Genomic DNA, 22,627 nt, shown 5'->3' with positions numbered 1-22,627 from the left:
CCGTGACGAACGTATGACGGCTCCCTGGGAGTTCCGCCTGGCCTGACCACAGGCCGTACCGTCCGGGAATCGCGCCGCCCTTTTCTGGATCACCCTGAAAGGCCCTGGGCCGTGCGTACCGACTTCAACCGCCACCGCCATCCCGCCACCGCGCTTGCTCACCCGCTTGCCGCGGTCCGCAACCTGGGCATCCTCGCCCATGTGGACGCGGGCAAGACCACCGTCACCGAGCGGATCCTGTACCTCACCGGGACCACCCACAAGCGTGGCGAGGTCCACGACGGCACCACCGTCACCGACTTCGACTCCCAGGAGCGCGACCGTGGCATCACCATCTTCGCGGCCGCGGTGAGCTGCGCCTGGGACGGCCACCGGATCAATCTCATCGACACCCCCGGCCACGTCGACTTCTCGGACGAGGTGGAACGCTCGCTGCGGGTGCTCGACGGGGCGATCGCGGTGTTCGACGCCGTCGCGGGGGTCGAACCGCAGAGCGAGTCGGTGTGGCGGCAGTGTGACCGGCACGGCGTACCGCGGATCGCCTTCGTGAACAAGATGGACCGTGCCGGTGCCGATCTGGACACGGCGGTCGAGTCGATCCGGGAGCGGCTGCATCCGGCGCCGCTGGTCGTCCAGTTGCCGATCGGCACGGAGGACGGTTTCACCGGGGTGGTGGATCTGCTGCGGATGCGCGCGCTGGTGTGGCCCGACGGCCACGGCCCGTACGAGGAGGGCCCGGTGCCGGACGCCCTGCGGGAGGAGGCGCTGCGGCGGCGCCGGCTGCTGGAGGAGGCGGTGGCGGAGCTCCACCCGGGCGCGCTGGAGGAGTTCTGCGCGGACTCGGTCGTCTCCACACCGACCCTGGCCGCGGCGCTGCGCGAGCTGACCCGCGGCGGCGAGGGTGTGGTGGTGCTCTGCGGCTCGGCCTACCGCAACCGCGGTATCGAGCCGCTGCTGGACGCCGCCGTGGCGTATCTGCCCTCGCCACTGGACGTACCGGCGGTGCGCGGCACCCGGGACGAGGCGGTGGAGGAGCGGGCCGCCGACCCCAACGGGCCGTTCGCGGCACTGGTGTTCAAGGTGGCGGCGACCGCCACCGGGCGGCTGACGTATCTGCGGGTGTATTCGGGGACGGTCGACAAGGGAGAGGCGGTGTTGGACGTGGGCGCGCGGCGCACCGAGCGGATCGGCCGCATTCTGCGGGTCCAGGCCGACCGGCACTCGGAGGTGGACCGGGCGGTGGCCGGGGACATCGTCGCGGTGGTCGGGCCGAAGGCCGCCCGCGCCGGGGCCACGCTGTGCGCGCCGTCGGCTCCGCTGCTCCTCGAACCGCCCACGGTCGCCGACCCGGTGGTCTCGGTGGCGGTCGAGGCCCGCGGGCGGGCCGACGCCGACCGGCTGGCCACGGCGTTGGCGCGGCTGGTGGAGGAGGATCCCTCGCTCACGGTCAGGACCGACTCCGAGACCGGGCAGACGGTGCTGTCGGGGATGGGCGAGCTCCATCTGGAGGTGGCGGTGGAGAAGCTGCGCCGGGCCCAGGGTCTTGACGTGGCCGTCGGACAACCGCGGGTGGCCTACCGGGAGACCGTCGTCCGCGGGGTGTCCGGGCTGGTGTACCGGCATGTCAAACAGGACGGTGGCGCCGGGCAGTTCGCCCATGTCGTGCTCGACACGGAGCCGCTGGAGGTCGCGCCCGACGCCGCACCGGCCGCCGGGGGCACGGCCTTCGCCTTCCGCTCGACCGTCGTCGGCGGGCGGGTGCCGCAGGAGTACGTACGGGCGGTCGAGGCCGGCTGCCGGGACGCCCTGGCCGAGGGGCCGCTCGGCGGCCACCCGGTGACCGGCGTACGGGTCACCCTGACCGACGGGGCCACGCATTCCAAGGACTCCTCGGAGATGGCGTTCCGTACGGCCGGGCGGCTCGCGCTGCAAGCGGCGCTGCGCGCCGGTGCGATGGTGCTCCTGGAGCCGGTGGCCGAGGTCACGGTCACGGTGCCGGAGGACGCGGTGGGCGCGGTGCTCGGCGATCTGGCGGCGCGGCGCGGCCGGGTCTCGGGCACGGTCGCGCGGACGGGCACGGCGGTCATCACGGCGACCGTGCCGCTGGCCGAGCTGTTCGGCTACGCGACCAGGCTGCGCAGCCGGACCCAGGGCCGGGGCACCTTCACCACCCGGCCCGCGGGTTACGCCCCGGCGCCGGACGCGGCGACCGCCGGGACACCGCCCCGGTAGCCCGTCGGCGGCCCCGCCCCTGATCCGGGCGGGGCCGTCCCGCCCCGGGCCCGCGCCCGCGCGGCGCGGGCCCGGCCGGGGGCGCGAGCAGTACCGTCGGCAGCTCCCGACCCGGTCGGCCCCAGGGTCAGGTCCGGCAGGTGACCTTCATCTGGGCGGCGGCGTGATGGGCCAGGTTCCAGCCGGCCGACCAGTCGTCACCGCGGTCGAGCAGCTTGATGCCGATCTTGCCCTGCTTCACCGCGAAGCTGCCCGCGTTCACCCACTGGGCGCGGTGGCCGGCCTGGTTGATGGTGAAGGAGTCGTACTTCGTGGTCCGGTCGAACGGGTCGGTGAGGACGTGGTACGTGGTGGGGTGGCCGGCGACATCGCGGTCGTTGGGGCCCTTGGGGACGTACACCGACAGCTGGCAGCTCTTGGCCGAGGTGCCCGGCTCCCACCACCACATCACCCGGCTGTGGGCGTCCTTGGCCGGGTCGCCGGACATCGGCACGGAGGCGAACACGCCGTTGCAGCCGTGGCCCACATAGCCGCCACCGCCGAGGGAGTACCAGCCGCCGTCGCCGTCGGTGAAGCGGTTCTGCTCGTAGTAGCCGCCCTTCGGCGGGGTCGGGCAGCTCGGCCCGGCGTAGTCGGTGTAGATCACCTTGCCGCCCGCCGACTTGGGCGCTCCGCCACCGCCCCCGCCGCCGCTCGTGGCCGGGGTGTCGGCGCCGCCACTCTTCGACCCGCCGGAACCGGCGCCGCCGCCGGAGGAGGAGGACGGCGCCCCCGTGTCGTTGCCGCCGCCACCGCCGCCACCACTGCCGCTGCCGCCGCCGCTGCCACTGCCACCGCCGGAGCCGCCCCCGCCGTTGGCCCCGCCCGGGGCGCCCTTGTCGCCGGTGGAGGGTGCCTCGCCGCCGTCCTTGGCCCCGCCGTCCGGCTTTTGGGAGGAGGAGGTGCCCTTGGCCTTGTCCGCGGCCTTGTGCTGCGCGGCGACGGTCTCGGCCGTGGCAGTGTTGTCGTCGGCTTCGAATCGCAGCTGGGACACGCCCGTGGAGACCAGCACCACCGCGCCGACCGCGAGACCGGCGGTCACCGGCAGCCCGACCACCGTGGACCACACCCGGCGGCCCGGCGCCAGACCGCGCAGCGGCACCCGGGTCCGCCGGGCGAAGGTGTCCGCGAACCCACGCTGTGCCGTCCGCTCCCTGCCCTGTGTGTTGCCCTGTTCCTCGCCGCTCGGCTCGGACACCGCGGCCTCCTTCTGAGAGCTTTTTTTCGTCGATCGGGGTGTTGCCGCGCTCACCGCGGTGGCTCCGGCAGCTCGGGCACATCGAGTTCCGAGAGCGTCATCAGCTCGCTCTCCGAGGGGGTTTCGATCTCCGACACCCGGTAGGCCTGCCGCTCCGTCATGGCCTGGAACACCTGCCGGGCGGAGCGGCCGTTGCCGAACCGGCCGTCCCTGGGCAGCAGTTCGAAGTAGCCGGTGAGGGAGGCGCGGGCGGCGTCGGTCAGATCGTACTGGTGCGAGGTGGCGTGCCGCTCCACGATGCGCAGCAGCTCCTCGGTGTCGTAGTCCTCGAACATCAGCGTGCGGTTGAACCGGGAGGACAGACCGGGGTTGGAGTCGATGAAGTGCTCCATCTCGTTCGGATAGCCCGCCACGATGACCACCACGGAGTCCCGGTGGTCCTCCATCAGCTTGACCAGGGTGGCGATGGCCTCCTGCGCGAAGTCGTTGCCGCCCCCGCCCTGGGCCGGGGCCAGCGAGTACGCCTCGTCGATGAACAGCACCCCGCCCATGGCCTCCTGGAACACCCGCTGGGTCTTGGGGCCGGTGTGGCCGACGTACTCGCCCACCAGCGAAGAGCGGTCGGCCTCCACCAGATGGCCGCGCTCCAGCAGCCCCACGGCGGCCAGGATCCGGCCGTACAGCCGGGCTACGGTGGTCTTGCCGGTGCCCGGGTTGCCCGCGAACACCAGATGGCGGCTCAGCGGCGGGGCCGCGAGCCCGGCGCTCTCCCGGCGCTGGACCGTACGCATCAGCTTGACCAGCGACGCGACGTCCTGCTTGACCCGGGCCAGGCCGACCAGCCGGTCGAGTTCGCCCAGCAGTTCCTCAAGGGTCTCCTCCGAGGCGGGTGACTCCGCCGACCCTTCGGACCTGGAGGCCCCCTCGGCCCCGGAGGACTGCCCGGCCCCGGATGCGTGCCCGGCTCCGGGCCCCGCCGGCTTCGGTCCCGGTACGCCCCCGGCGGTCTCCGGTCCGGGCCATCGCGCGGACTTCACCCGGATCGAGACGCAGTCCACCACCTCCGGCCGGGCCCCGGGCTCGGCGCTCAGATCCTCCGCGGCGTCCCGGACCCGGATCCGGCGCAGCGTGGGCGCCGCCCGGTCGGCCAGGTGCACCGCCGGGAAGCCGGGCCGGACGATGTCCAGGTCCTCGAAGACCCCGGCGGCGCCCCCGTCCAGGATCAGGCCGTTCTTACCTGGCCTGACGATCCGTACGCCGGTCACGCTTGGCGCGGCCTCGCCCGCCACGACCAGTCCTGAGCCGGTGGCCTCGCGAATCTCGGTGTCGGTGACGCGCGGGGTGGCGCCCGTGGTGAACACCAGACCCGCGGTGCCAGGCCGCAGGATCCGGCCGCCGGACACCTCGGCGTCGCCGCGACCGAGGGTGATCCCGGCCCGCTCGGCGTCGGTCACCTCGCAGTCGGTGAGCCGCAGCGCGCCGTCCGCCCCGGCCGTGACGCCCGCGAGGCAGCGGGTCACGGCGAGCCCGGACGCCTCGGCGCGCGCGGCCCCTGCCAGGTCGAGGCCCGACATGCCGCAGTCGGCGAGGCGGGCGTCGCTCAGCGTCACGGTGGCCTCGTCGACGGCGTGCACCCCGTGTTCGGGGGTGGCGCCCACCCGCACCCGGGTGAGCGCGGTCGTTGTCCGCTCGCCGAGGTGGACCGCGCTGTAGCGGCAGCCGGTCAGCTCGGTGTCGGTGAGGTCGACGGCCGCGGTGCCGGTGGCCAGCAGCCCGTTGGCAGCCGACTCCCGTACGGTCACCTCGCTCGCGGTCAGCGCGGCGGAGCCGTGGGCGACCAGCGCCGTGGCCCCGGTGCGTACGACCGCGACGGCGGCCAGCCGCACCCGGGCGCCGTCGCCCGCCGCCACGCCGGAGCCCGCGCAGTCGCGCAGCACGGACGCGGTGACCTGGAGCTGCGCGGGGCCGGTGACACCGATCGCGTCGGCCGCCGGGCCGGTCAGCTCACAGCCGCGCAGCACAACCCCGCCCGTCGCGTCGGCGGAGTCGGGGGTTTCGGGCTCCGGCAGCGGTGAACTGCCGAGCGCGCGGACCGCCTCACCCCCGGTGTCCCGGATCCGGCAGTCCGTCAGCAGCGCGGCGGCCCGGTCCTCGGTGAGCAGTCCGCTGCGGCCCGGGCGGTCGACCAGGCACCCGCGCAACACCGCGCGGGCGTCCTCGCGCACCCGTATGCCCGAGCCCGCCGCGGCCCGGATCTCGGTGTGCACCAGCTCCACGCGGGTGGTGCCGCCGACCACCAGTCCCGTGCCGTCGATGTCCGCCAGCAGACAGCCGGTGAGGTGGACGGCGCCGGTGGTACGGAGCAGCACCCCGGCCAGCGCGGCCCCGGACAGCACGGCGTCGGCCATCCGCAGTGCGGCATCGCCGCGCACCTCCAGCCGCCCGTACCGCACCCCGCCGCCCGTCCAGTCGGTGGCGCCGCCCGCGAGCAGGGCGGCGGGCTGGTCAGCGGCCGCGCCGCGCACGGTCACCCCGCGCAGCGTCGGCCGAGCGCCGGGCAGTACCTCCAGGGCGGGCCGGCCGGGCGCGGGCGCGACGAGCGTCACGGCGGCGCCCGGCGGCGGGCCGTCGGGCGCGGGCGTGTCGCCGGCGTCCGGGTCCGCCGCGACCAGCGTCACCTGGCCGGCGATGCGCACGGTCTCCTCGTAACGGCCGGGGGCGATACGGATCTCGTCGCCGTCCGCCGCGTCCCGCAGCGCCGCGGCGATGGTCCCGTAGGGCTGGTGCCCATGCGCCGAGACCAGGCGCACCGGGGCGTCGAGGCCGATGGACGTCATGCGCTACCTCCGAACGAGCCGGGCGGCCGGGGGTTTCCGGGGCCTGGGTGCTGAAGCCGGTCCAGGTTCCTCTGGGCCTCCTGGAGCCTGGCCAAGGCCTCTTGCTCCGCGGCGAGGGCGCGTTCGAGCTCGCTCGGCCCGGAACTTCCCCCGGCCGCCCGGCCGGGGCGCGCCTCGACAGTCTGGCGCCACTCGGTCGCCCGGCGCAGAGCCGTCTGGGCGCCCGCGACGGCCTGGTGGGCGGCGGTCAGTACGGCCGGGTCCACTGGCGGCGGGAGCTGCGGAAGTTGCGGGAGTTGCGGAACGGGCGGGGCGGGCTGCGCGGGGGCGCGGGTGGCCCGCGCCTTGCCCTTGCCTTTCCCCTTGCCCGTGGACGCGGGGTCGGTGGAGCCGTCCTGGGCCGGGCGGGGGCGCTTGGCCGGCCCGGGCGCGTCGACGGACCCGTCCGCGCCGCGCGGGCGCTTGCCCTTCGGGGTGGGTGCGTTCCCGCCGTCCTGCCCGCCCCCGGCACCGCGCCGGCCGCCCCCGCGCTTCGGGGGCGGCTGGTCGGGGACGTGCGCCGACCAGCCGCTGCCGTCGGGGCCGGAGCGCCAGGTGAGCTCGAGGGTCGATCGGCGGTTTTTGGCCGCGACCCCGACGGCCTCGACCGTGAAGGTGGTCCCGTCCCCGGCGGTGACCCGGATGTCCCTGCCGAGCGCCGCCGCGTACTGGGTCAGCAGGACGCCCCGGGCCGGGTCGTGGGCGAGGGCGCCTCCTGCGGCGCGGAACGTCGCGAAATCGGCCGTCGGCGGGTGCAGCCTGCCGTCCACCAGCCGGGGAAAGAACGCCTTGACATCAATGCCGATGCCGGCGGCGTTGATCTGGTCCAGCATCCGGCCGAGCGAGTTGGCGCCGCCCTGCCGCAGGTCCTGGAAGACGCGCCCGACCAGGTTGCGCATCATCTCGAGCGGCTGCAACGAGGGGTCCCCGGTGGCCCGGGCCGCCTGCTGAAGGGCGTGGAAGAAGGTGCCGGGGGGCGTGGGGAGCTGTCCGCGCGCCAGGTGTTCACGGTTGAAGTAGGCCAGGTGGCGGGCGAGATAGCCCTCGTCGTGGCTGAGCGCGAGGGACTGCGCGGCAAGCCGCATCTGCTCGGGATCGATGCCCGCGAACAGCCGCTGCCCGTCGCCGGGCACCCGGGCGGACACCGCGAGACCCACCCGGTTCTTGCCCACGATGCCCAGGCTGTCGTCCAGCGCCGCCGACAGGTCGGCGGCGAGCCGGGAGCTGGGCAGTTCGCCGGGCGGGTGGTGGACCGGCCACAGGGGGTCGTTCCAATTGCCCTGCCTGATGGTCTGTTTGAAGGAGTCGCGAACCGGCTTCAGCTCGATGCCCTCGCGGGCGGCCTGGCTGTTCTGGCCCGCGCCGAGCTCGTCGCGGCTGAACAGCCGGTCGAGGGGGTTCTTGAGACCGGCGTGGTCCTGCGGCAGCTTGCCCTCGTCGTACCAGGTCTTCATCAGCCGGGACAGGTCGGTCTCGGTGGACGCCTCCCGGAACCTGGTCAGATACGGCACGCCCCGGTGCGGCAGGGTGTTGTTCGCGGCGTGCGTCTCGCGCAGGGTGCGCAGCTCATCGAGCGCCCGCTGCCCGATGTTCCCCGAGGGGATGCGCAGCGACTGGTCGAGCTCCCAGGCGTTCAGCCGGTTGAGCCGTTCGCTCAGCTCGCCGAACTCGGCGCCGCCGAGACCGAACCGCACCCGGATCAGATCGTCGGTGAGCAGGGTCGCGGCGGCGTCCACGAAGAGGTTGGGTTCGGGGCCGTACGCCAGCTGCGGGTGGAGGCCGCTGAGCCGGTCGCGGATCCGCATGTCCTGCTCGATCCGGCGGATGAATTCCAGCCTCATGTCCTCCAGCGGGGGCCTGGGGTTCTTCCGCTCCTTCAGCGTCAGGTTCTCGAGCCTGGCCCGGGTGTCGTCGATCAGCCGGTCGGCGCTGCCGACGGGCGGGAGCTCGGGAGCCCGGTAGCCGCCCGCCATCATCAGCGGCCGCAGCGGGTTGCCCACCTCGTATCCGTCCTCCACGACCTTCAGCGCGCCCTCCCAGTACTCGAAGACGTGCTGGCCGCCGGGGACCAGGTGGGGGTAGTTGTCGAAGTCCATGATCGCGTGGTACGGGTGCAGATTGTCGGCCATCATCGAGCGGACCATGTGGCGGGTGGCCTGGCTGTCGAGGGTGAGGTTGCGCGCCGTCCCGTAGATGAAGTGGCCGGCCGGGTACGGGCCGAGCGGCGTGGCCACCAGGGCCAGCGGATGTCCGAAGGTGGTCTGGCCGAGGGCGTCCGCGATGGCCTGGCGAATCAAGGGCAGTTGGGCGTGGGAGCCGTTGACCCCGATCACCACGCCGATCCGGCCGTCGAAGCCGTTGAGTTGGTGGGTGAGGGCGTTCAGGAAGCCCTGAAGGCCGTCGCCGAGCTGGTCGAACCGGACGATCGCGGTGACCACGAAGCCGAGCCCCCGCGGCTGGGTCTCGATGGCGCGGACCCAGGTCATGTAGTCCGCGCCCGTCATGCCCGCGTGGCCGCCGTTCGTCAGCTGCATGAAGGCGTCGTTCACCATGGTGTGCGCCGGGGTGGCGCCGCCCGGCACGGTGCCGGGCGGCGGCCAGACGTGGGAGCCGCCGGTCGGGGCGGTGACCACCTGGCCGGCCGGGGGCGGGTCCACGTCCATCGCGCCCGGCTCGGGGGTCTGGTCCGGCGCGGTGCCGCGTGGGGTGCCCGGGGCCGTGGCGTCGGAGATGTCGTCCATGACATCGTCCATGCCGTCGTAGGCGTCGTCCGCAGTTTGGGTCTCCGGGGACGGCGGCGGCGTGTCGGCCATGGAGGCGTCGGACGGGGAGGGCGAGTGCCGGGAGCCGCCCGGCAGTCCGCCCCGCTCGTGGAACATCTGGACGGTGATGGCCTGCATTTGCCGGCGCGTGCCGCGCGGGTCGATGCCCAGCCCGTCCAGCCGGGACTCGGCCGCGTCGACGCGCGCGCGGACCGCGCCCAGCTCGTCCAGCGCGCTGAGCTGTGCGGCGGACGGCCCCCGGGAGCCGCCCTGCCCCGGCGGGGGCGTGGTCAGCTCCACCTGCCGCTCGGCCCTGCCGAGATCGGACAGGGCGCGCTCGTACGACGCCCATGCGTTGAGCCGCGTGGCGGCCTCGGAGCCGCTGGTGCCGCCCATGATGAGCTGGTGGGTCTCCCGGATCCGCTGGTTGATGGCGGCCATGGGGGACAGCCCGCCGAACCGGCCCTTGCCCGGGGGCGGCGAGGCGTACGGCGGCGGCATATCGGCCGTCGCCTCCCGGAACGGCGGGGGCGGCTGCACGGCCGTCTCGCCCGTCTTGGCGAGCTCGGTGTGCGGTGCGGTGGTCTCGGGCGGGCGGCCGGGGTGTGCGACGAGGTCGAGCGCGTCGCCCGCCCCCTTGGCGCCCCCGCTCCCGGCGGCGTCGAGCGGGCCGCGCGCGGACACTCCGCCGGCCGACGGCACCGAACGCGCGCCGGTGCCGCCCGCCGACGACGCAGATACCGAATAGGGCGGTGGTGGCGCGGCGCGCTCGCCGCGCAGCAGATCCATGGCCAGGTCATGCGCCGCCGCGGCGGACAGCGGCTCCGGGGCGCGGACAACGCCACCCGGCGGCGGCACGGCCGCACCGGCGCCCGTACCGGCCGCGCCGCCGCGCCCGGGGGCGCCCGGGGGCGCGGAGGCCGCGGCCGCGTGTGCGGGCGCGGGTGTGCCCGGGGCGGCGTGGACGCCCGTGTCCGCGTGGGCCGCCGCGCCTGGGCCGTGCGCCCCGGAGCCCACCGGCGCGGCATGCCCGCCCGCGACCGCCGGGGCACCCGGCGCGTGGCCGCCGACAACGCCCGGCGGCGGTGCGGCGACGACACCCGCGGGCGGGGAAACAGCCGCCGCGCCCCCATGCGCCACATTCGCCGGGGCCCCCGGCGCGGCGCCACCGACGACCCCCACAGCCGGGGGCGCCGCCGCTCCGGCGGGCACCGGGGCGGTGCCCGCGACCGTGTGCGCGTCGACGGTCCGGGGGGCCGCGTCGCCGATCCGCAGGGTGATGCCGTCGCCCCGGATGGCGGTGACGGCGACATCCCCGTGGGCGAGGGCGTTCAGCTCAGGAAAGGTCAGATCGTTCAGCGCCTCGGCGTGTCCCACCGCGCCGCGGGCCATGGTGACCCCGTCGGACACCCCGCCGACCGAGGCGACGCCGGGGACGGACTCCTGGCCGGTGTGGGACACCGCGGACGGGGTGTGGGCATCGCGCAGCAGGTCGATGGCGGTGTTGCCGGGCAGCAGCAGATTGTTGTCCAGCCGCACCTGGCCTGCGGCGAAGTCCATCTGATGGAGCGTCTGGAGGACCTGGCCGCCGGGCGCCGCGTGGGCGGCCGGGACGACCAGGCCGCCCGGGCTGGTGGTCATCCCGTGGGGCAGCGGCGCGGTGGTCAGGCCGTGGGACGCGCCGAGCCCCTGTGGCGTCAGGGCGCCCAGGTTGACGGTGGGCAGCTCGGTCAGCGGGGTCAGCGGTACGGCTCCCAATGTGCCCGTACCGAGGCCGCCGAGGTGGAGGCCGCCCCCCGGCAGAAACGCGCCGGGCGGCCGGATGAGCCCGGTGGGCGTCAGGGCGCCGGGGCCGGTCTGCACCGGGGGGATGCCGCGCAGGGCCGCGTCCGTACGTCCCGCGTTGGCCAGCAGGGCGTGCAACTCGGGCTGTGCGATGCCCAGGACGCGCTCGCCGAAGGCGAGCCGGGCGGCGCCGCCGATACCGAGGACGCTGAGCTCGGTGAAGTTCAGCGGGAGGAGGGTGGCGGCGCCGAGCCGGGCGAGGCGTTGCAGATTGGCCAGTGAGTAGGCGCCGGCCTTGGCCCAGGCGCCGGTCGAGGAGGCGGTGACGCGCGCCCAGTCGCTGCCGATCGCGCCGATCGCGCTGTTCCAGCCGCCCTTCAGGGCGTTGCCGAAGCCCTTGCCCAGCGCGATGACGTCGATCTTGACCAGCGGGGCGAGATGGGCGCCGATCACCATCGGAGCCACGACGATCTTGGGTAGGCCGGTGAGCGAGGAGAAGTGGCTGATCTGGCCGAAAAGGCCGCGTCCCGCGCCGGTCAGGCCGCCCACGACGCCCTTGAGGCCGTTGCCGAGGCCCTTGATGATGGCGCCGACGTTGATGGCTTTGGTGGTGGGGAAGAGCACGCCGAGGAAGGCCAGGCCGAGTTCGAGCCCGCTGGCCTTGCCCTGGCTGAAGTCCACGATGGTCTTGATGAGCAGGACGGCGTTCATGCCCCAGGCGATGATGCCGAGGATGCCGCCGGTGAAGACCGCGATCACCGAGATGATGATCGTCAGCCACTGGAACGCCTCCCAGAACAGATCGCAGTCGCTGACCGGCTGGACCATCAGCTCGCCCGCGTCATGGAGTTGCCGGCGCAGCTCGCCCGCGGCGTTGGACACGTCGGTGCGGGCGTCCTCGGCGCGCTGGGTGAGCGGCTGCCGCTGCGGATCGTCCTCGGGCAGCCCCTGGGCGGTGGAGAGCGCCTGGTCGGCCTCGCCCTGAGCGGTCTCGACGGCGGTCGCGTAGACGCGAATGGCGTTTTCGGCCTTGCGGAAGGACTCCTCGACATGCCCGACGAAGTTGTACAGATGGCTGTCCACCATCTCGCGCAGCCGGTCGGCGGTGACGCCGATGAACCGCTGTCCGTCGCCCGCGGTGGTCTGCAGTTCGCGCAGCCCGGTGTTGATGACCCCGGCGGAGGTCGCCAGGTCGCGCATGGTGTCGGCGATGGTGTTCAGCATGGCGGGGTCACCCGGGACCGGGTCACCGCTGAGACCGAGCGCGCTCCAGTCGCCGGGACGGGTCGGCACGCTGCTCCTCCCCCTTGACGGTCAGCTGTGGCACAGGCGCTTCACCGGTGGGCACCTACACTTGGGTAACGCACCGACGAGCGAGAACGGTTCATCGGAATGAACGGTACGTCAGACATGGTTGATTCCTGAACCGGACCACACTTTTGGGCCGTTGGTCACGGTAGGGCAGTATGAGCCCGCAGCGAGCCGACCCAGGGGGGGACCGTGCCTGACATCGTCGTCGATTACGAGCTGCTCAACCAGGTCGCGCAGAAGGCCAGCAGCCTCAAGGAGCAGGTCAAGCAGGCCCGGGAGAGCAATCAGAACTACACCACCGAGCAGGTGGGCGGGGGCGTCTCCTATGCCATCCAGGCGTACTACGAGGTCTGGAAGGGCTCCTTCAAGCGCTCCGAGGAGAAGCTGGAGCAGCTTCACAACCTGTACGAGGGCGTCGCGCGGGGCTGGGCGGACTGGGACTTCCGGCTGGCCGGGGAGGCCAGCAAACAGGAGGCGTCGCTGGCCGCGGATCTCTATCGCACGCAGAAGGAGATCTGGGACGACTGGCAGGAGGCGGTCGCCAAGGGGTACGTCGACCCGAACGATCCGCATGCGCCGAAGCCGCCGGGCGAGCGCGAGAGCCAGTGGACGACCACCGACGGCCATGGCAACACCACCACCACGACCTATGAGTACGGCCCGGACGGCAAGCCCACCAAAATCACCACCACCATCACCACCAGCAGCGGGCTGACCTCCACCGACACCACCAACTACCACCCCGACGGCACGTACGACTCGACCGCCACCGATGTCTACGGCAACGTCACCACCACCACCGGCAACTCGCAGACCACCGAATCGGGGGACCACAAGAACACCACGGACACCTTCACCAGCACCACCAAGACCCCGGACGGCAAACAGTCCACCACCACCGGGACCACCACCTCGGACTACAACTCCACCACCGGCCACCGGGACTCCACCACGACCTACACCACCACGGGGCCCGACGACGACGGCAAGGAACAGACCGTGCACGGCACGACCACGTCCTCGCTCGATGTGAACGGCCATGAGGTGATCGAGACGATCGAGGTCCACGAGGACGGCAGCGGCACCCGCACGGTGGAGACGGACGGCCGCAAGGAGGAGTGGACCAGCGACCACGCTGACCAGAACTCCGGCTGGGTCCCGAAAGAAGACGACTAGACAAGGCAGGAAACCACACCATGCCCGCAGGCAACATCAACCTCGACTACGCCGAGATCATGCGCGTCTCCGGGGTCATGAACCAGGCCGTCAACGACATCAACCCGCATCTGCTGTCCACCAAGACCTCGGTGGAGGGGCTGCTGGACAACGGCCTGTTCATGCAGCAGAGCAGCCCGGCGATGAAGGCCGCCTACGAGAAGCTGACGGCCTCGCTGCAGCAGGCGGTGGAGAGCATCAACAGCTTCGCCACCCAGTTCACCAAGATCAAGGAGTCCGTCGAGCAGATGGACAAGGACATCGCCGCCAGCACCAACAACGGCTGACCCGGCGCCCACCGGGCTCCCGCTTCACTGCGGAGCGGGAGCCCGGGTCGGTCAGGGCCCGGTCAGCCCATGCCGTCCGACCGCAGCACCGTCTCCGGGACCAGCACCGACACCAGCGCCCCGGTGACCGGGTCGACGGTCAGCCCGCGCCCCGGCACCGGCCGCCCGCGCAGCAGGTCGTACGGGACCCGCACGCCCAGCAGATCGCCCTCGCCGGGCGACTGCGGGGACAGCAACAGCCCCTTGCGGACCCGGCGGACCTGGCCGAGCCAGCCGATGCCCGCGGAGGTGAGGGTTTCGGCGGTGGCCGCCACCGCGAGCCCTTGGCCGCGGTCCCGGCCGGTGGAGGCGATCTCCCGCAGCACCGAGTCGGCGGACGGCATCTGGGCCAGCAGATCAGCGTCGTCCACCAGCACCACCGCGGGGCCCGCCTCGGCCTCCAGCGCCTGCCGCACCTCGTCCGCGCCCGGGTCGGGCGTCTCGATGACATGGGCCCGCGGATGCCTGCCCAGGCCCCGCAGCGGCGATTCGCGCGGGGTGAGCGCGACCACCCGGGCCCCGCCCGCGAGCAGCGACACCGCGAGGCTCGCCAGCGCCGTGGAGCGGCCCGCGCCGGGCGGCCCGCTGATCATGAACGACGGGGCGTCCGCCGCGAAGTCCACCCCGACCGGGCCGAGGTCGTCGCCGCCCACCCCGAGCAGCCCCCACAGCGGGCGGCGCAAACCGGCGGGCACCTTCTCGTAGGCGTCGGTGAACGTCACCCGCTTCGGCAGGCTCGCCACCTTCACCGGGCGCAGCGCGGCGGGCACCTCGAGGTCGCGGCGGGCGGCCTCGGCGCCGATCCGCCGCAGTGCCTCCGCCTGGTCGCGTCCGGCGCCCGCCGCGCTCAACATGGCGACCTGCACCTCGGTGGCGCTGCCGCCGCGCCAGCCGCGCCCCTGCGGTACGACGGCCGGGATCTGCTTGGACGGGATCTGCGCCAGCATGTACTCGCTGCGGTCGGTCAGCCGCAGCAGCAGCCGCTCGTCGTTCAGCGACGCCACCTTGCCGGACAGCAGGGCGCGTTCGGAGGTGGCGATCACATGCAGGCCCATCGGGGCACCCTCGCGAATGAGCGCGGTGAGCTCCTGCACCGGCCGTCCGCCGTCGTGGTCGCCGAGCAGCGCGGTCAGCGAGTCCCAGCCGTCGATGAGCAGCACCGTGTGGGCGGGGCGCTCGGCGGGCGGCAGGACGGAGCGCAGTTCGGCCAGGTTGGCCGCGCCGTGCGAGGTGAGCAGTTCCTGTCGGCGCCCCATCTCGGCGATGAGCCGCGCCAGCAGCCGGTTCAGCCGTTCCAGGTCGGCCCGGGGCACCACCGCGCCGCAGTGCGGCAGATCGGTCAACGCCGTCAGCGCGCCGCCGGCCGCGTCGATGCCGTAGAGGTGGACGTCGGCGCAGGAGTGACGGCGGGCCAGCGCGCCCGCGATGGTCCGCAGCGCCTGGGAGCGGCCCGAGCGCGGCGTGCCGATGATGTAGAGGTGCCCGAAGCGGGAGAGGTCCAGCTCCAGCGGCTCCTGGCGCTGGGCGCCCGGCAGGTCGGCCAGTGCCCAGGGCACCGGCGCGAGCCCGCCGCCCGGCTGGTCGGGCCGGTCCGGAAGCTCCTCCAGGGTGATCGTCTGCGGCAGTGGGGGCAGCCAGGGGCTGGGCTGCGGCGCGATGGTGAGCGAGGCCGCGGCCTCCCGTACGGACTCCACGAGCGCCGTCAGATCGGTGGGCACCTCATCGGCGTCCAGCAGCGGCAGTTCGTCCTCGGCCTCGTGCGCGGGGCCCGGCTCCACCGCCGTACGGCCCAGCAGCGACCAGGTCAGTTCGGCGGCCCAGACCGTCGCTTCGGGCGCCTCGGCCGGGGCGGGCCCGGGGGCCTCGTCCAGCCGCGGGGCGCCCACAAAGGCCGTCTGGAACGGCAGCACCGAGCGGTGGCCGGTCCTGGCCAGGGCCCGGCCCGGGGTGGCGCCGGAGATCGTCACCGCGTCGTTCACCTCCAGTACGTCCTGGCTGTCCATCGCGTCGGTGACGCGCAGCGCGATCCTCAGATTGGTGTTGGCCCGGATGTCGGCGGTGATCACGCCGGCGGGCCGCTGCGTGGCCAGCAGCAGATGCAGGCCCAGGGAGCGGCCGCGCTGGGCGATGCCGACAAGACCGGGGATGAACTCCTGGACGTCGCGCGCCAGCGTCGCGAACTCGTCGATGACCAGCAGCAGCCGGGGCAGCGGGGGCAGCGCCGGATCGCGCCGCCGCATCGCCCGGTACTCGGCGTGGTCCTTCGCCCCGGCCTCCGCCAGCGCCCGCTCGCGGCGGACCAGTTCGGCGGTCAGCGAGGCCAGCGCCCGCTCCACCAGATGGCTGTCGAGGTCGGTGACCATGCCGAGCACATGCGGCAGCCGTACGCAGTCCTTGAAGGCGCTGCCGCCCTTGTAGTCGATGAGCACGAACGTCATCTCATCCGGCCGGTTGACCGCCGCGAGCGACGCCACGAGGGTCTGCAGCAGCTCCGACTTACCGGCGCCCGTGGTGCCCGCGATCAGCCCGTGTGGGCCGTCCTTGACCAGGTCGAAGGTGACCGGTCCGGTGTAGCCGACGCCCAGCAGCGCCCCGGTGGACGCGGGCCGCTTGCCCCAGCGGCGGACCAGCTCCTCGGCCCTCGGCGGCTCCAGGTCCAGCAGCCCGAGCAGCCGCACCTGGTCCGGCAGCCCGTCCGAGCCGTCGGGTGTGACGTCCCGTACGGCCGCCAGCGAGCGGGCGATCCGCTCGCCCCACTCGGTGTCCACCTGGTCGGGGCGGATACCGGTCACATCGGCGCTGCCGGTACGGCGCACCGTCAGCTCACGCGCGCCCACCGCGCAGACCGTGACGCACTCCTCGGGGAGCATGCGCTCCTCCTGATCCAGGCAGATCAGGAACACCCGCACCGACGGGCCCTCCTTGAGCACCTGGACCACACCGGGCACATCGCGCAGCCGCCGCGCCCCGTCGAGCACCACCACCAGATCCGGCTCGCTCAGCAGGGCACCGCTCATCGCGGAGTCCCGGGCGCGCATCCTCGACCGGATGGCCGCGACCAGTTCGGAGACCCGGTTGGCGACGGTCTCCGGGTCGTTGCCGACCGTCACCGACGGGCCGCCGGAGCGCGCCGCCGCCACCCCGCCACGGCCCGGGCGGGCATGCGGCAGCCACCGCACCCACTCCCAGGCGGACGCCCCCGCCATGTCCGTCAGCACGGTCACCCGTACGTCCCGCGGGCTGTGCAGAACCGCCGCCTGCGCCACCGCCCAACGGGCCAGTGCCCGGGCCGCTTCCCGCTCCCCCGCTATACCGACCACGCCGTCGGCGGTCAGGTCCACCTGGACCGGCATGTCCGGGATCCGCCAGTTCACCGAGCGGTGGTTGTCCTCGCGGGAGCTGTCGTCGATGGTCAGCAGCGAGGACTGGGCGACCGTCCCCACTCGCAGCGCCAGGTGGTCCGGGTGGCCGCGCCGCCGCTCCCACAGCCTGGCCCCGGGACCGACCGCCCACAGCCCGATGGTGGCCGGATCGGGCCCCGCGTCGACCCTCAGCCGCCGCTCGCGGTCGACCTTCTCCCGTACGTCGGCCTCCAGTGAGGCGCGGCGCGCACGGTAACTCGCCACGCCGGCCAGGTATTCGCGCTTGCCGCTGCGACGGGTGGTCACATAGTTCGCGATGGCCAGGAAGGGGCTGAAGACCGCGAACATGAGGTAGAAGTACGACCCGAGGAACGTCACCATGGCGATGCCGAGGAACATCGGCGCCACCACCACCAGCACCGGGATCGACCGCCGCGACGGCGGAGTTGGCGGCGCGGGCAGCACAAACCGCTCCGGGGTCAGCGGCGGGATGATCCTCGGCGGCCGGTTGAAGTCCAGAAACGCGCCGTCGGCCGACACCGTCACCGCCGCGTCGGCCTCGGTGGGCTCCGCGACCCGCAGCAGGTACTCCCCGAAGACCAACTCGCCGTCCAGCGGCCACTCGGTCCAGCCACGCGGCACCGGCTCATGCCGGTCGGCGTCCGGATCCGGCAGCGGGGGAGGCGGCGCGGGCGGCAGCGGGGCCGCGTCGGCGCGCGGCCGCTCCGGGGGCGGCTGGGGCACCGACAGCGCCACGCCGGCGCCCGCCTGACCGGTGTTCAGCAGCACACCGCCGTCGGGGCGGACTGTCACCCGGATCCCCGCGGGCGGTACGTCACGGCCCTCCAGCCGCACCGCGCTGCCGGGCTCCGGGCCCACCGTGTACGTACCGGGCCGCAGCAGCCATACCCGGCCCGCGCCGCGCCCGCCCACGAGCTGCAGCTCGACCTGGGGGCCGCGCGGCAGCCGCTCGCCGTCGGCGGACCGCGAAGGCGGCGGCAACTCCTCGCGCCCGGGCCCGTACGCACCCCCGTCCCCGGGTGCCGGGGCACCGAGCCCCAGCCGGGCCCCGTCCCGCACCCCGGCCGCCGCCAGCGGCAGCTCGGCGGGCAGCGGCAGGTCCCCGAGGAACAGCTCGGCGCCCTGGGGGCCCGTGGCATGACCCATCTCGGCCAGACGGACGGCGACTGCCCGGGCGGTGGTGGTACCGCTCACATCGAGCATCACGTCGCTCTCGGCAACGCTCACAAAAAGTCTCACGGCTGCGAAGAAGTCCGTTCGTTTGTCGTGCCGGATGCGGCGGAGATGCCGCCGGACCGCGACGGCGGCACGGCGGGAGCGGGTTCGGCGAGATCGCCGTCGTCCCCGGAGTCTTCGGGGCTGGCCGGGTCCGTCTCGGCATTCTCGGGCGGAGCGGCTGTTTCGGCCTTCCCGGCCATCTCTTCTGTGGCTTCTTCTGCGGCGCGGCCACTGGACGGAGCCGCAGAGAAGGGCGGAGACGGGGCGGGGGCCGGTTCCGGAGCCGGGGCCGACGCGGGGCTCGGGGCCGGGGCCGACGCGGGGGCGGGCTCCGCGAAGTCCGCGTCGAAATCAGCTGCGTAATCGGCCGTGAAGTTCGCTTCGGCGTAGGCCGGTTGGGCCGGGACCACCGCGTCCCGCGGCCCCTCGGCACGCGCGTCCTGCGGCGGCGCGGCCTCGGTACGGGGCCCGGGCACCGCGTCGGCCGGCACCGTGGCCCGCGCGGCCGGGCCCGGGCGCAGGACGGCGGTCCCGGCGGGCGGCTGCCGGCGGTCGCGGCGGATGGTGCGGGCGATGGCCCGGGGCAGGGCGGCGGACTCCAGGTCGAGGTGGAGGCCGGGGGCCAGGAGCCGGCCGCCGGGCTCGGCGTGGAATGTCCAGGAGGCGCCGGGGACACGGCCGCCGACGAGGGCCCGGAGGCGGCCCGCGGCGCAGAGTTCGGAGATCCGGGCGGCCTGCTCCGGGGTCGGGGACCAGCACACGACGACCGGTGTCAGCGAGGACTCGGCGCACACGCCGTCGGACAGGGGGTCGGGTTGGGCGTCGAGGAGGGTGTCGAGGTCGGGGCCGGCGTGGCGGGGGTGTACACCGCGGGCCACCTGGACCGGCGGGCCGTCCGGCAGGTGGTCGATCTGGGCGGCCAGGGCGTGGAGCACACCGCGCGACGCGTGGGGGTCGCCCTCGACCGCGAGGGCGGCGGGGCCGCGCATCCAGTCCACGAGGACGGCACCGGGCTGCCGTCGGTCGACGCCGACGGCCAGCAGCATGCGCTCCGGACCATCGGACGGGTCGACGGAGGCGGCCGGGGCCGACCAGGACCACTCCCCCGGTTCGGCGGTGGCCTTCTGCCAGGGCCCGGCGGGGGGCAGCGGATCGCGCCCGGCCACGACGACGCGGACCTGGTCGCGGGCCGGGCTCAGCTGCACCGCCAGGGCGTAACAGCCTTCATCGGTGGTGGAGTCGGCGTGGTCGAGGGCGGCGAGCGCCGTGCCGGGTGCGGCGGGGTCGGCGAGATAGCCGGAGAGGATCCGGGCCCATCGGCGGTGGCGGCTGAAGACGCGGAAGGGCTCGGCGAACGCCCGTCGCGTCATCCGCACTTCCCAGACGATACGGCGGCAGGTCGGCCGCAGGCCGCCCTGGGATCTGATCAACCGCGCTATCAGCCAGACCAGCAGGGTCAAAGCGGCGAGGAAGCCGAGGAGGATCAACCAGGAGGCGCGATCGGGCATGCCGAGAGCGAGCCGTGTGTACACCGGAACCTCACGCTGGGGGACGAGTCGGGGGGAACGAACGCGGATGGCACGTAACCGCTCCCACCATACGGCGCGTCAGGCGGACTTCACTGTTCCGCCTCCGCGAGAACGCGCGCGACGAGTGGGCTGTCGAGCTGACGAGCGACGGCGACCAGATGGCGGCGCTCGGCCTGCGGTGGTACGTCGATGCCCGGCAGCCGCTCACAGGGCATGCGCGGGGGCCGCCCGGACCGCAGGGCTTCCAGAGCTCCCCTGATGCCCGCCGCTGCGGCCAGCGCGTCGTGTTCCGGCGCGTCGCGGTCCGGTGGGCCGAGGCCGTGTTCGTCGGTGAGGCGCCGCGCCGCGTTCACGATGTGCTGGGAGGTCCAGGGGCGCAGTGCGAGCTGTCCGTCGCGGATTTCATGCGCCCGGCGCAGGGTGTGGAACTCCCAGGCGGAGCCGGAGGGCGGACTGTGGAGGATGACTCCGGGGTCGGCCTGGGTGACGGTGGTCCACAGCGTCTCCAGGGCGTAGAAGTCACGTCGGCGCTGTCGCCGGGTGCGCAGAGCGGCACGGGTCCATCCGGTGGCCGTGATCACCCCGCCGAGGGAGGACAGCGCGGGGCCTACATCGGAGGACAGGACGTCCAGCGCGTGGGTACCGAGCACCACGCCGAAAATCGCGATGAGTTTGCATACGCCATAACTGCCGATGAATGTGCAGCCGATGACCAGGAGGCGCAGACTGCCGCGCAGGATCGGATCGTGAACATCCTTCAAACGTTGGCAGCACACGTACACCATCGACCACAGCGCCCATCCGAAGGCCGCCTGATACACCAGCAGAAAGGCGAACACGGGCGGGCGGGCGGCGAAGGCGGTGTCGAAGGTCAGGGGCTTTTCGCCGGTGGGCAGGTCGGCGGAGAGGAACAGCAACCACATGACGGCGACGGCGGCGGCATAGCGCGGCAGGACCCGGCGCAGGGCGCCGCGCATACCGATCCCCCGAGGTGACCGACCGCCTTTGCCGGCGGCGAGCCGCCGTGGTGACCACAGCAGCGCCAGCGCGCGGAGGCAGCCGAAACACACGATGACCTGGGTGTAGACGACGAGGGTCGCGAGATTCGAGATTCCGCTGGTCTCCCCGAGCCACCGGTAGACCGCCGGGGTGGCGGCGGTGAAGGCGGCGCCGCCGGCCAGGGCCCCCACGGCCATCAGCAGCAGGGCGGGGATCCGTTCGGCGGCCCAGGCCAGTGCCTTGTACCCGGCCAGCCCGTACATGACGGCGCTCACGGTGGTGTAGGCGAGGGTGTGAACGTCACCCGCCTCAGACATGGCGTCCCTCGCGGTGTACCAGGGACGGTGCGAGCCGGGCGGCCGGGCCGACCTCGGGCGCGAGGTTCAGCTGCTGGTACAGCAGCGTGCCGATGGTCTCGGCCTCGTGCTCGGTGGGGTCGTCGTAGTGGGAGCGCCCTAACACCCGGCGCACCACGGCGGGGTCGATGGCGTCGTACCGGGGGAGGTGGCCGAGCAGCAGATGCGCGAGTTCATGGCAGACGACCAGCAGTTGATGGGCGCGGCTGGTGTGCATGGGGTAGTAGATGCGGTCGTGCGTCAGGTACTGCTCGTACCGTCCGGTCGGCTCGCCGGGTGCCACGTCCTGCTCGATCAGTCGCAGCGCCCGCTGGAAACGAGCCTCGTAGGCGGCGTGCAGCTCGGCGAGGGTCGGATGCGGCGGTAGTTCCAGGTCCTTCAACAAGGCCCGTACCCTGCGCCGTTCGGACCGGATGCCCACGCTGTCGTCCCTTCCTTCGGCGCGCTGTCAGGAAGCCGGTCCCTGCGGAGATTTCGGGCGGACCCGGTTCACCGTGGCTGTCCCTCGCGGCTCTTGTGCTGACGGGCGACGCGGCGCAGCTGATCCACCAGGGTGCAGACGGTCTCGCGCATGTCGTGGGGCAGTACAGCCACGCCCTCGGCGATCTGACGCACCTGGTCGTCGTCGAGCAGCCCGGCGTTCGCCGGTGTCGGACCGCTGACGAGCAGGGTCGAGCCGCCGGCGGCGCGGTTCAGTTGGCCGATGGGCTCGCCACGCCGCTCTTGTTCGATGGCCCGCAGGTGCCGCTCGACATCGCGTGCGTAGGGGTCCTCGTCGGGGGAGAAGAAGTACTCCACGCGCACCCCGAACAAGGTGGCCAGCGCGACCGCCCGGTCGGCCCGGGGGACGGAGCGGCCGTTGCGCAGATTGCTGATCTGGCTCACGGACATCCCGACGGCTTCCGCGATCTCCCGCTCCGTGTACGGCCTGCCCAAGTCGGCGGGGTAGATGACCTCTTGCACGCGCTGGAAGCGTCGCGCGAAGCACTCTGCCGCGTCATGACGTCCTGACATCCGTGGACGCTCTCCGGGGTTGTGCTGGGGGGGCGACATAACCGTGGATCCTAAGCGAACCGTAAGGGGACCACTGCCACTTCATCCGCGCCGGATCCAAAAAACTGCGACCGACCGGCCCTGGATTGCCCGATATGGGGAAGATGTGTCCGAGGTCGGCTGAATTAGTTGACAGTGTCGACGGACGTATTACAGGATCTCCTCGCTCGCAACACACCCTTGGTTCAGCACAACTCCTGATCAAGTAGACCCGTTTTTTCGGTAAAGGAGTTTCCTTGACGCCGGACGAGCTCTTCCGCGGCCCGCGCCAAGAGAATTCACTGACAAGAAGCGTACGTTCCGGGAGTCCCGCGTCCATTAATGGCCGACCGTCGCACAGCCGGG

The 22,627-nt window shown here is 73.3% G+C and carries 11 protein-coding genes; 3 read left to right on the top strand and 8 right to left on the bottom strand.

The window, feature by feature from the left end; translation table 11 throughout:
* Positions 1–111 precede the first annotated feature (111 nt).
* Positions 112–2,232 carry an elongation factor G gene (fusA, locus tag ACH4U7_RS41585; RefSeq protein ID WP_398532982.1) on the top strand — a complete coding sequence of 707 codons (2,121 nt, stop codon included), beginning with the start codon at positions 112–114 and terminating at the stop codon, positions 2,230–2,232.
* A 127-nt stretch (positions 2,233–2,359) separates the two neighbouring features.
* On the opposite strand, the gene ACH4U7_RS41580 is transcribed toward fusA, so the two are convergent.
* From ACH4U7_RS41580 to ACH4U7_RS41570, 3 genes are read right to left on the bottom strand one after another with little or no spacing between them, the layout of a single operon-like run.
* A complete protein-coding gene (locus ACH4U7_RS41580; protein WP_398532981.1) occupies positions 2,360–3,469 on the bottom strand; it encodes a hypothetical protein in 1,110 nt (369 codons plus the stop codon).
* A 50-nt stretch (positions 3,470–3,519) separates the two neighbouring features.
* Entirely contained in the window at positions 3,520–6,306 is a 2,787-nt protein-coding gene (locus ACH4U7_RS41575; RefSeq protein ID WP_398532980.1) for a right-handed parallel beta-helix repeat-containing protein, read from the bottom strand.
* The gene (locus tag ACH4U7_RS41570; RefSeq protein ID WP_398532979.1) at positions 6,303–12,185 is read right to left on the bottom strand and encodes a putative T7SS-secreted protein; all 5,883 of its coding nucleotides are present in this window, start codon (positions 12,183–12,185) and stop codon (positions 6,303–6,305) included. The genes ACH4U7_RS41575 and ACH4U7_RS41570 overlap by 4 nt, the downstream gene beginning before the upstream one ends.
* Before the next feature lie 207 nt (positions 12,186–12,392).
* Between ACH4U7_RS41570 and ACH4U7_RS41565 the strand changes: the two genes are divergently transcribed.
* Both ACH4U7_RS41565 and ACH4U7_RS41560 read left to right on the top strand, forming a co-directional pair.
* Positions 12,393–13,379 (top strand): hypothetical protein, encoded by a 987-nt coding sequence (locus tag ACH4U7_RS41565; RefSeq protein WP_398532978.1) that lies wholly within the window; start codon positions 12,393–12,395, stop codon positions 13,377–13,379.
* 20 nt (positions 13,380–13,399) lie between these two features.
* Complete coding sequence (locus ACH4U7_RS41560) at positions 13,400–13,705, top strand: hypothetical protein (RefSeq protein ID WP_014181807.1); 306 nt, start codon at positions 13,400–13,402, stop codon at positions 13,703–13,705.
* A gap of 62 nt (positions 13,706–13,767) precedes the next feature.
* Here ACH4U7_RS41560 and ACH4U7_RS41555 read toward each other — a convergent pair whose 3' ends face one another.
* The 5 genes from ACH4U7_RS41555 to ACH4U7_RS41535 form a co-directional block, all read right to left on the bottom strand.
* Positions 13,768–18,354, bottom strand: a complete 4,587-nt coding sequence (locus tag ACH4U7_RS41555; RefSeq protein WP_398532977.1) for an FtsK/SpoIIIE domain-containing protein — start codon at positions 18,352–18,354, stop codon at positions 13,768–13,770.
* Positions 18,355–18,362: 8 nt separating this feature from the next.
* On the bottom strand, positions 18,363–19,853 hold the full coding sequence (locus ACH4U7_RS41550; RefSeq protein ID WP_398532976.1) for a hypothetical protein: 1,491 nt from the start codon (positions 19,851–19,853) through the stop codon (positions 18,363–18,365).
* 110 nt (positions 19,854–19,963) lie between these two features.
* The gene (locus tag ACH4U7_RS41545; RefSeq protein WP_398532975.1) at positions 19,964–21,190 is read right to left on the bottom strand and encodes an MAB_1171c family putative transporter; all 1,227 of its coding nucleotides are present in this window, start codon (positions 21,188–21,190) and stop codon (positions 19,964–19,966) included.
* Complete coding sequence (locus ACH4U7_RS41540) at positions 21,183–21,650, bottom strand: hypothetical protein (RefSeq protein ID WP_398532974.1); 468 nt, start codon at positions 21,648–21,650, stop codon at positions 21,183–21,185. Before ACH4U7_RS41540 ends, ACH4U7_RS41545 begins: the two co-directional genes overlap by 8 nt.
* A 68-nt stretch (positions 21,651–21,718) precedes the next feature.
* A complete protein-coding gene (locus ACH4U7_RS41535) occupies positions 21,719–22,243 on the bottom strand; it encodes a helix-turn-helix domain-containing protein (RefSeq protein ID WP_398532973.1) in 525 nt (174 codons plus the stop codon).
* Positions 22,244–22,627: the final 384 nt, after the last annotated feature.

The organism is Streptomyces sp. NPDC020845 (genome assembly GCF_044334165.1).
Lineage (GTDB): Bacteria > Actinomycetota > Actinomycetes > Streptomycetales > Streptomycetaceae > Streptomyces.
The sequence above is the reverse complement of the archived record's forward strand: the minus strand, read 5'-3'. Positions and strand labels throughout refer to the sequence as shown.

Bases quoted from the DNA above. Each gene is read 5' to 3' on its own strand.
- ACH4U7_RS41575 (WP_398532980.1), bottom strand. From the start codon at position 6,306: ATGACGTCCATCGGCCTCGACGCCCCGGTGCGCCTGGTCTCGGCGCAT.
- ACH4U7_RS41560 (WP_014181807.1), top strand. From the start codon at position 13,400: ATGCCCGCAGGCAACATCAACCTCGACTACGCCGAGATCATGCGCGTC.
- ACH4U7_RS41550 (WP_398532976.1), bottom strand. From the start codon at position 19,853: ATGCCCGATCGCGCCTCCTGGTTGATCCTCCTCGGCTTCCTCGCCGCT.
- ACH4U7_RS41545 (WP_398532975.1), bottom strand. From the start codon at position 21,190: ATGTCTGAGGCGGGTGACGTTCACACCCTCGCCTACACCACCGTGAGC.
- ACH4U7_RS41535 (WP_398532973.1), bottom strand. From the start codon at position 22,243: ATGTCAGGACGTCATGACGCGGCAGAGTGCTTCGCGCGACGCTTCCAG.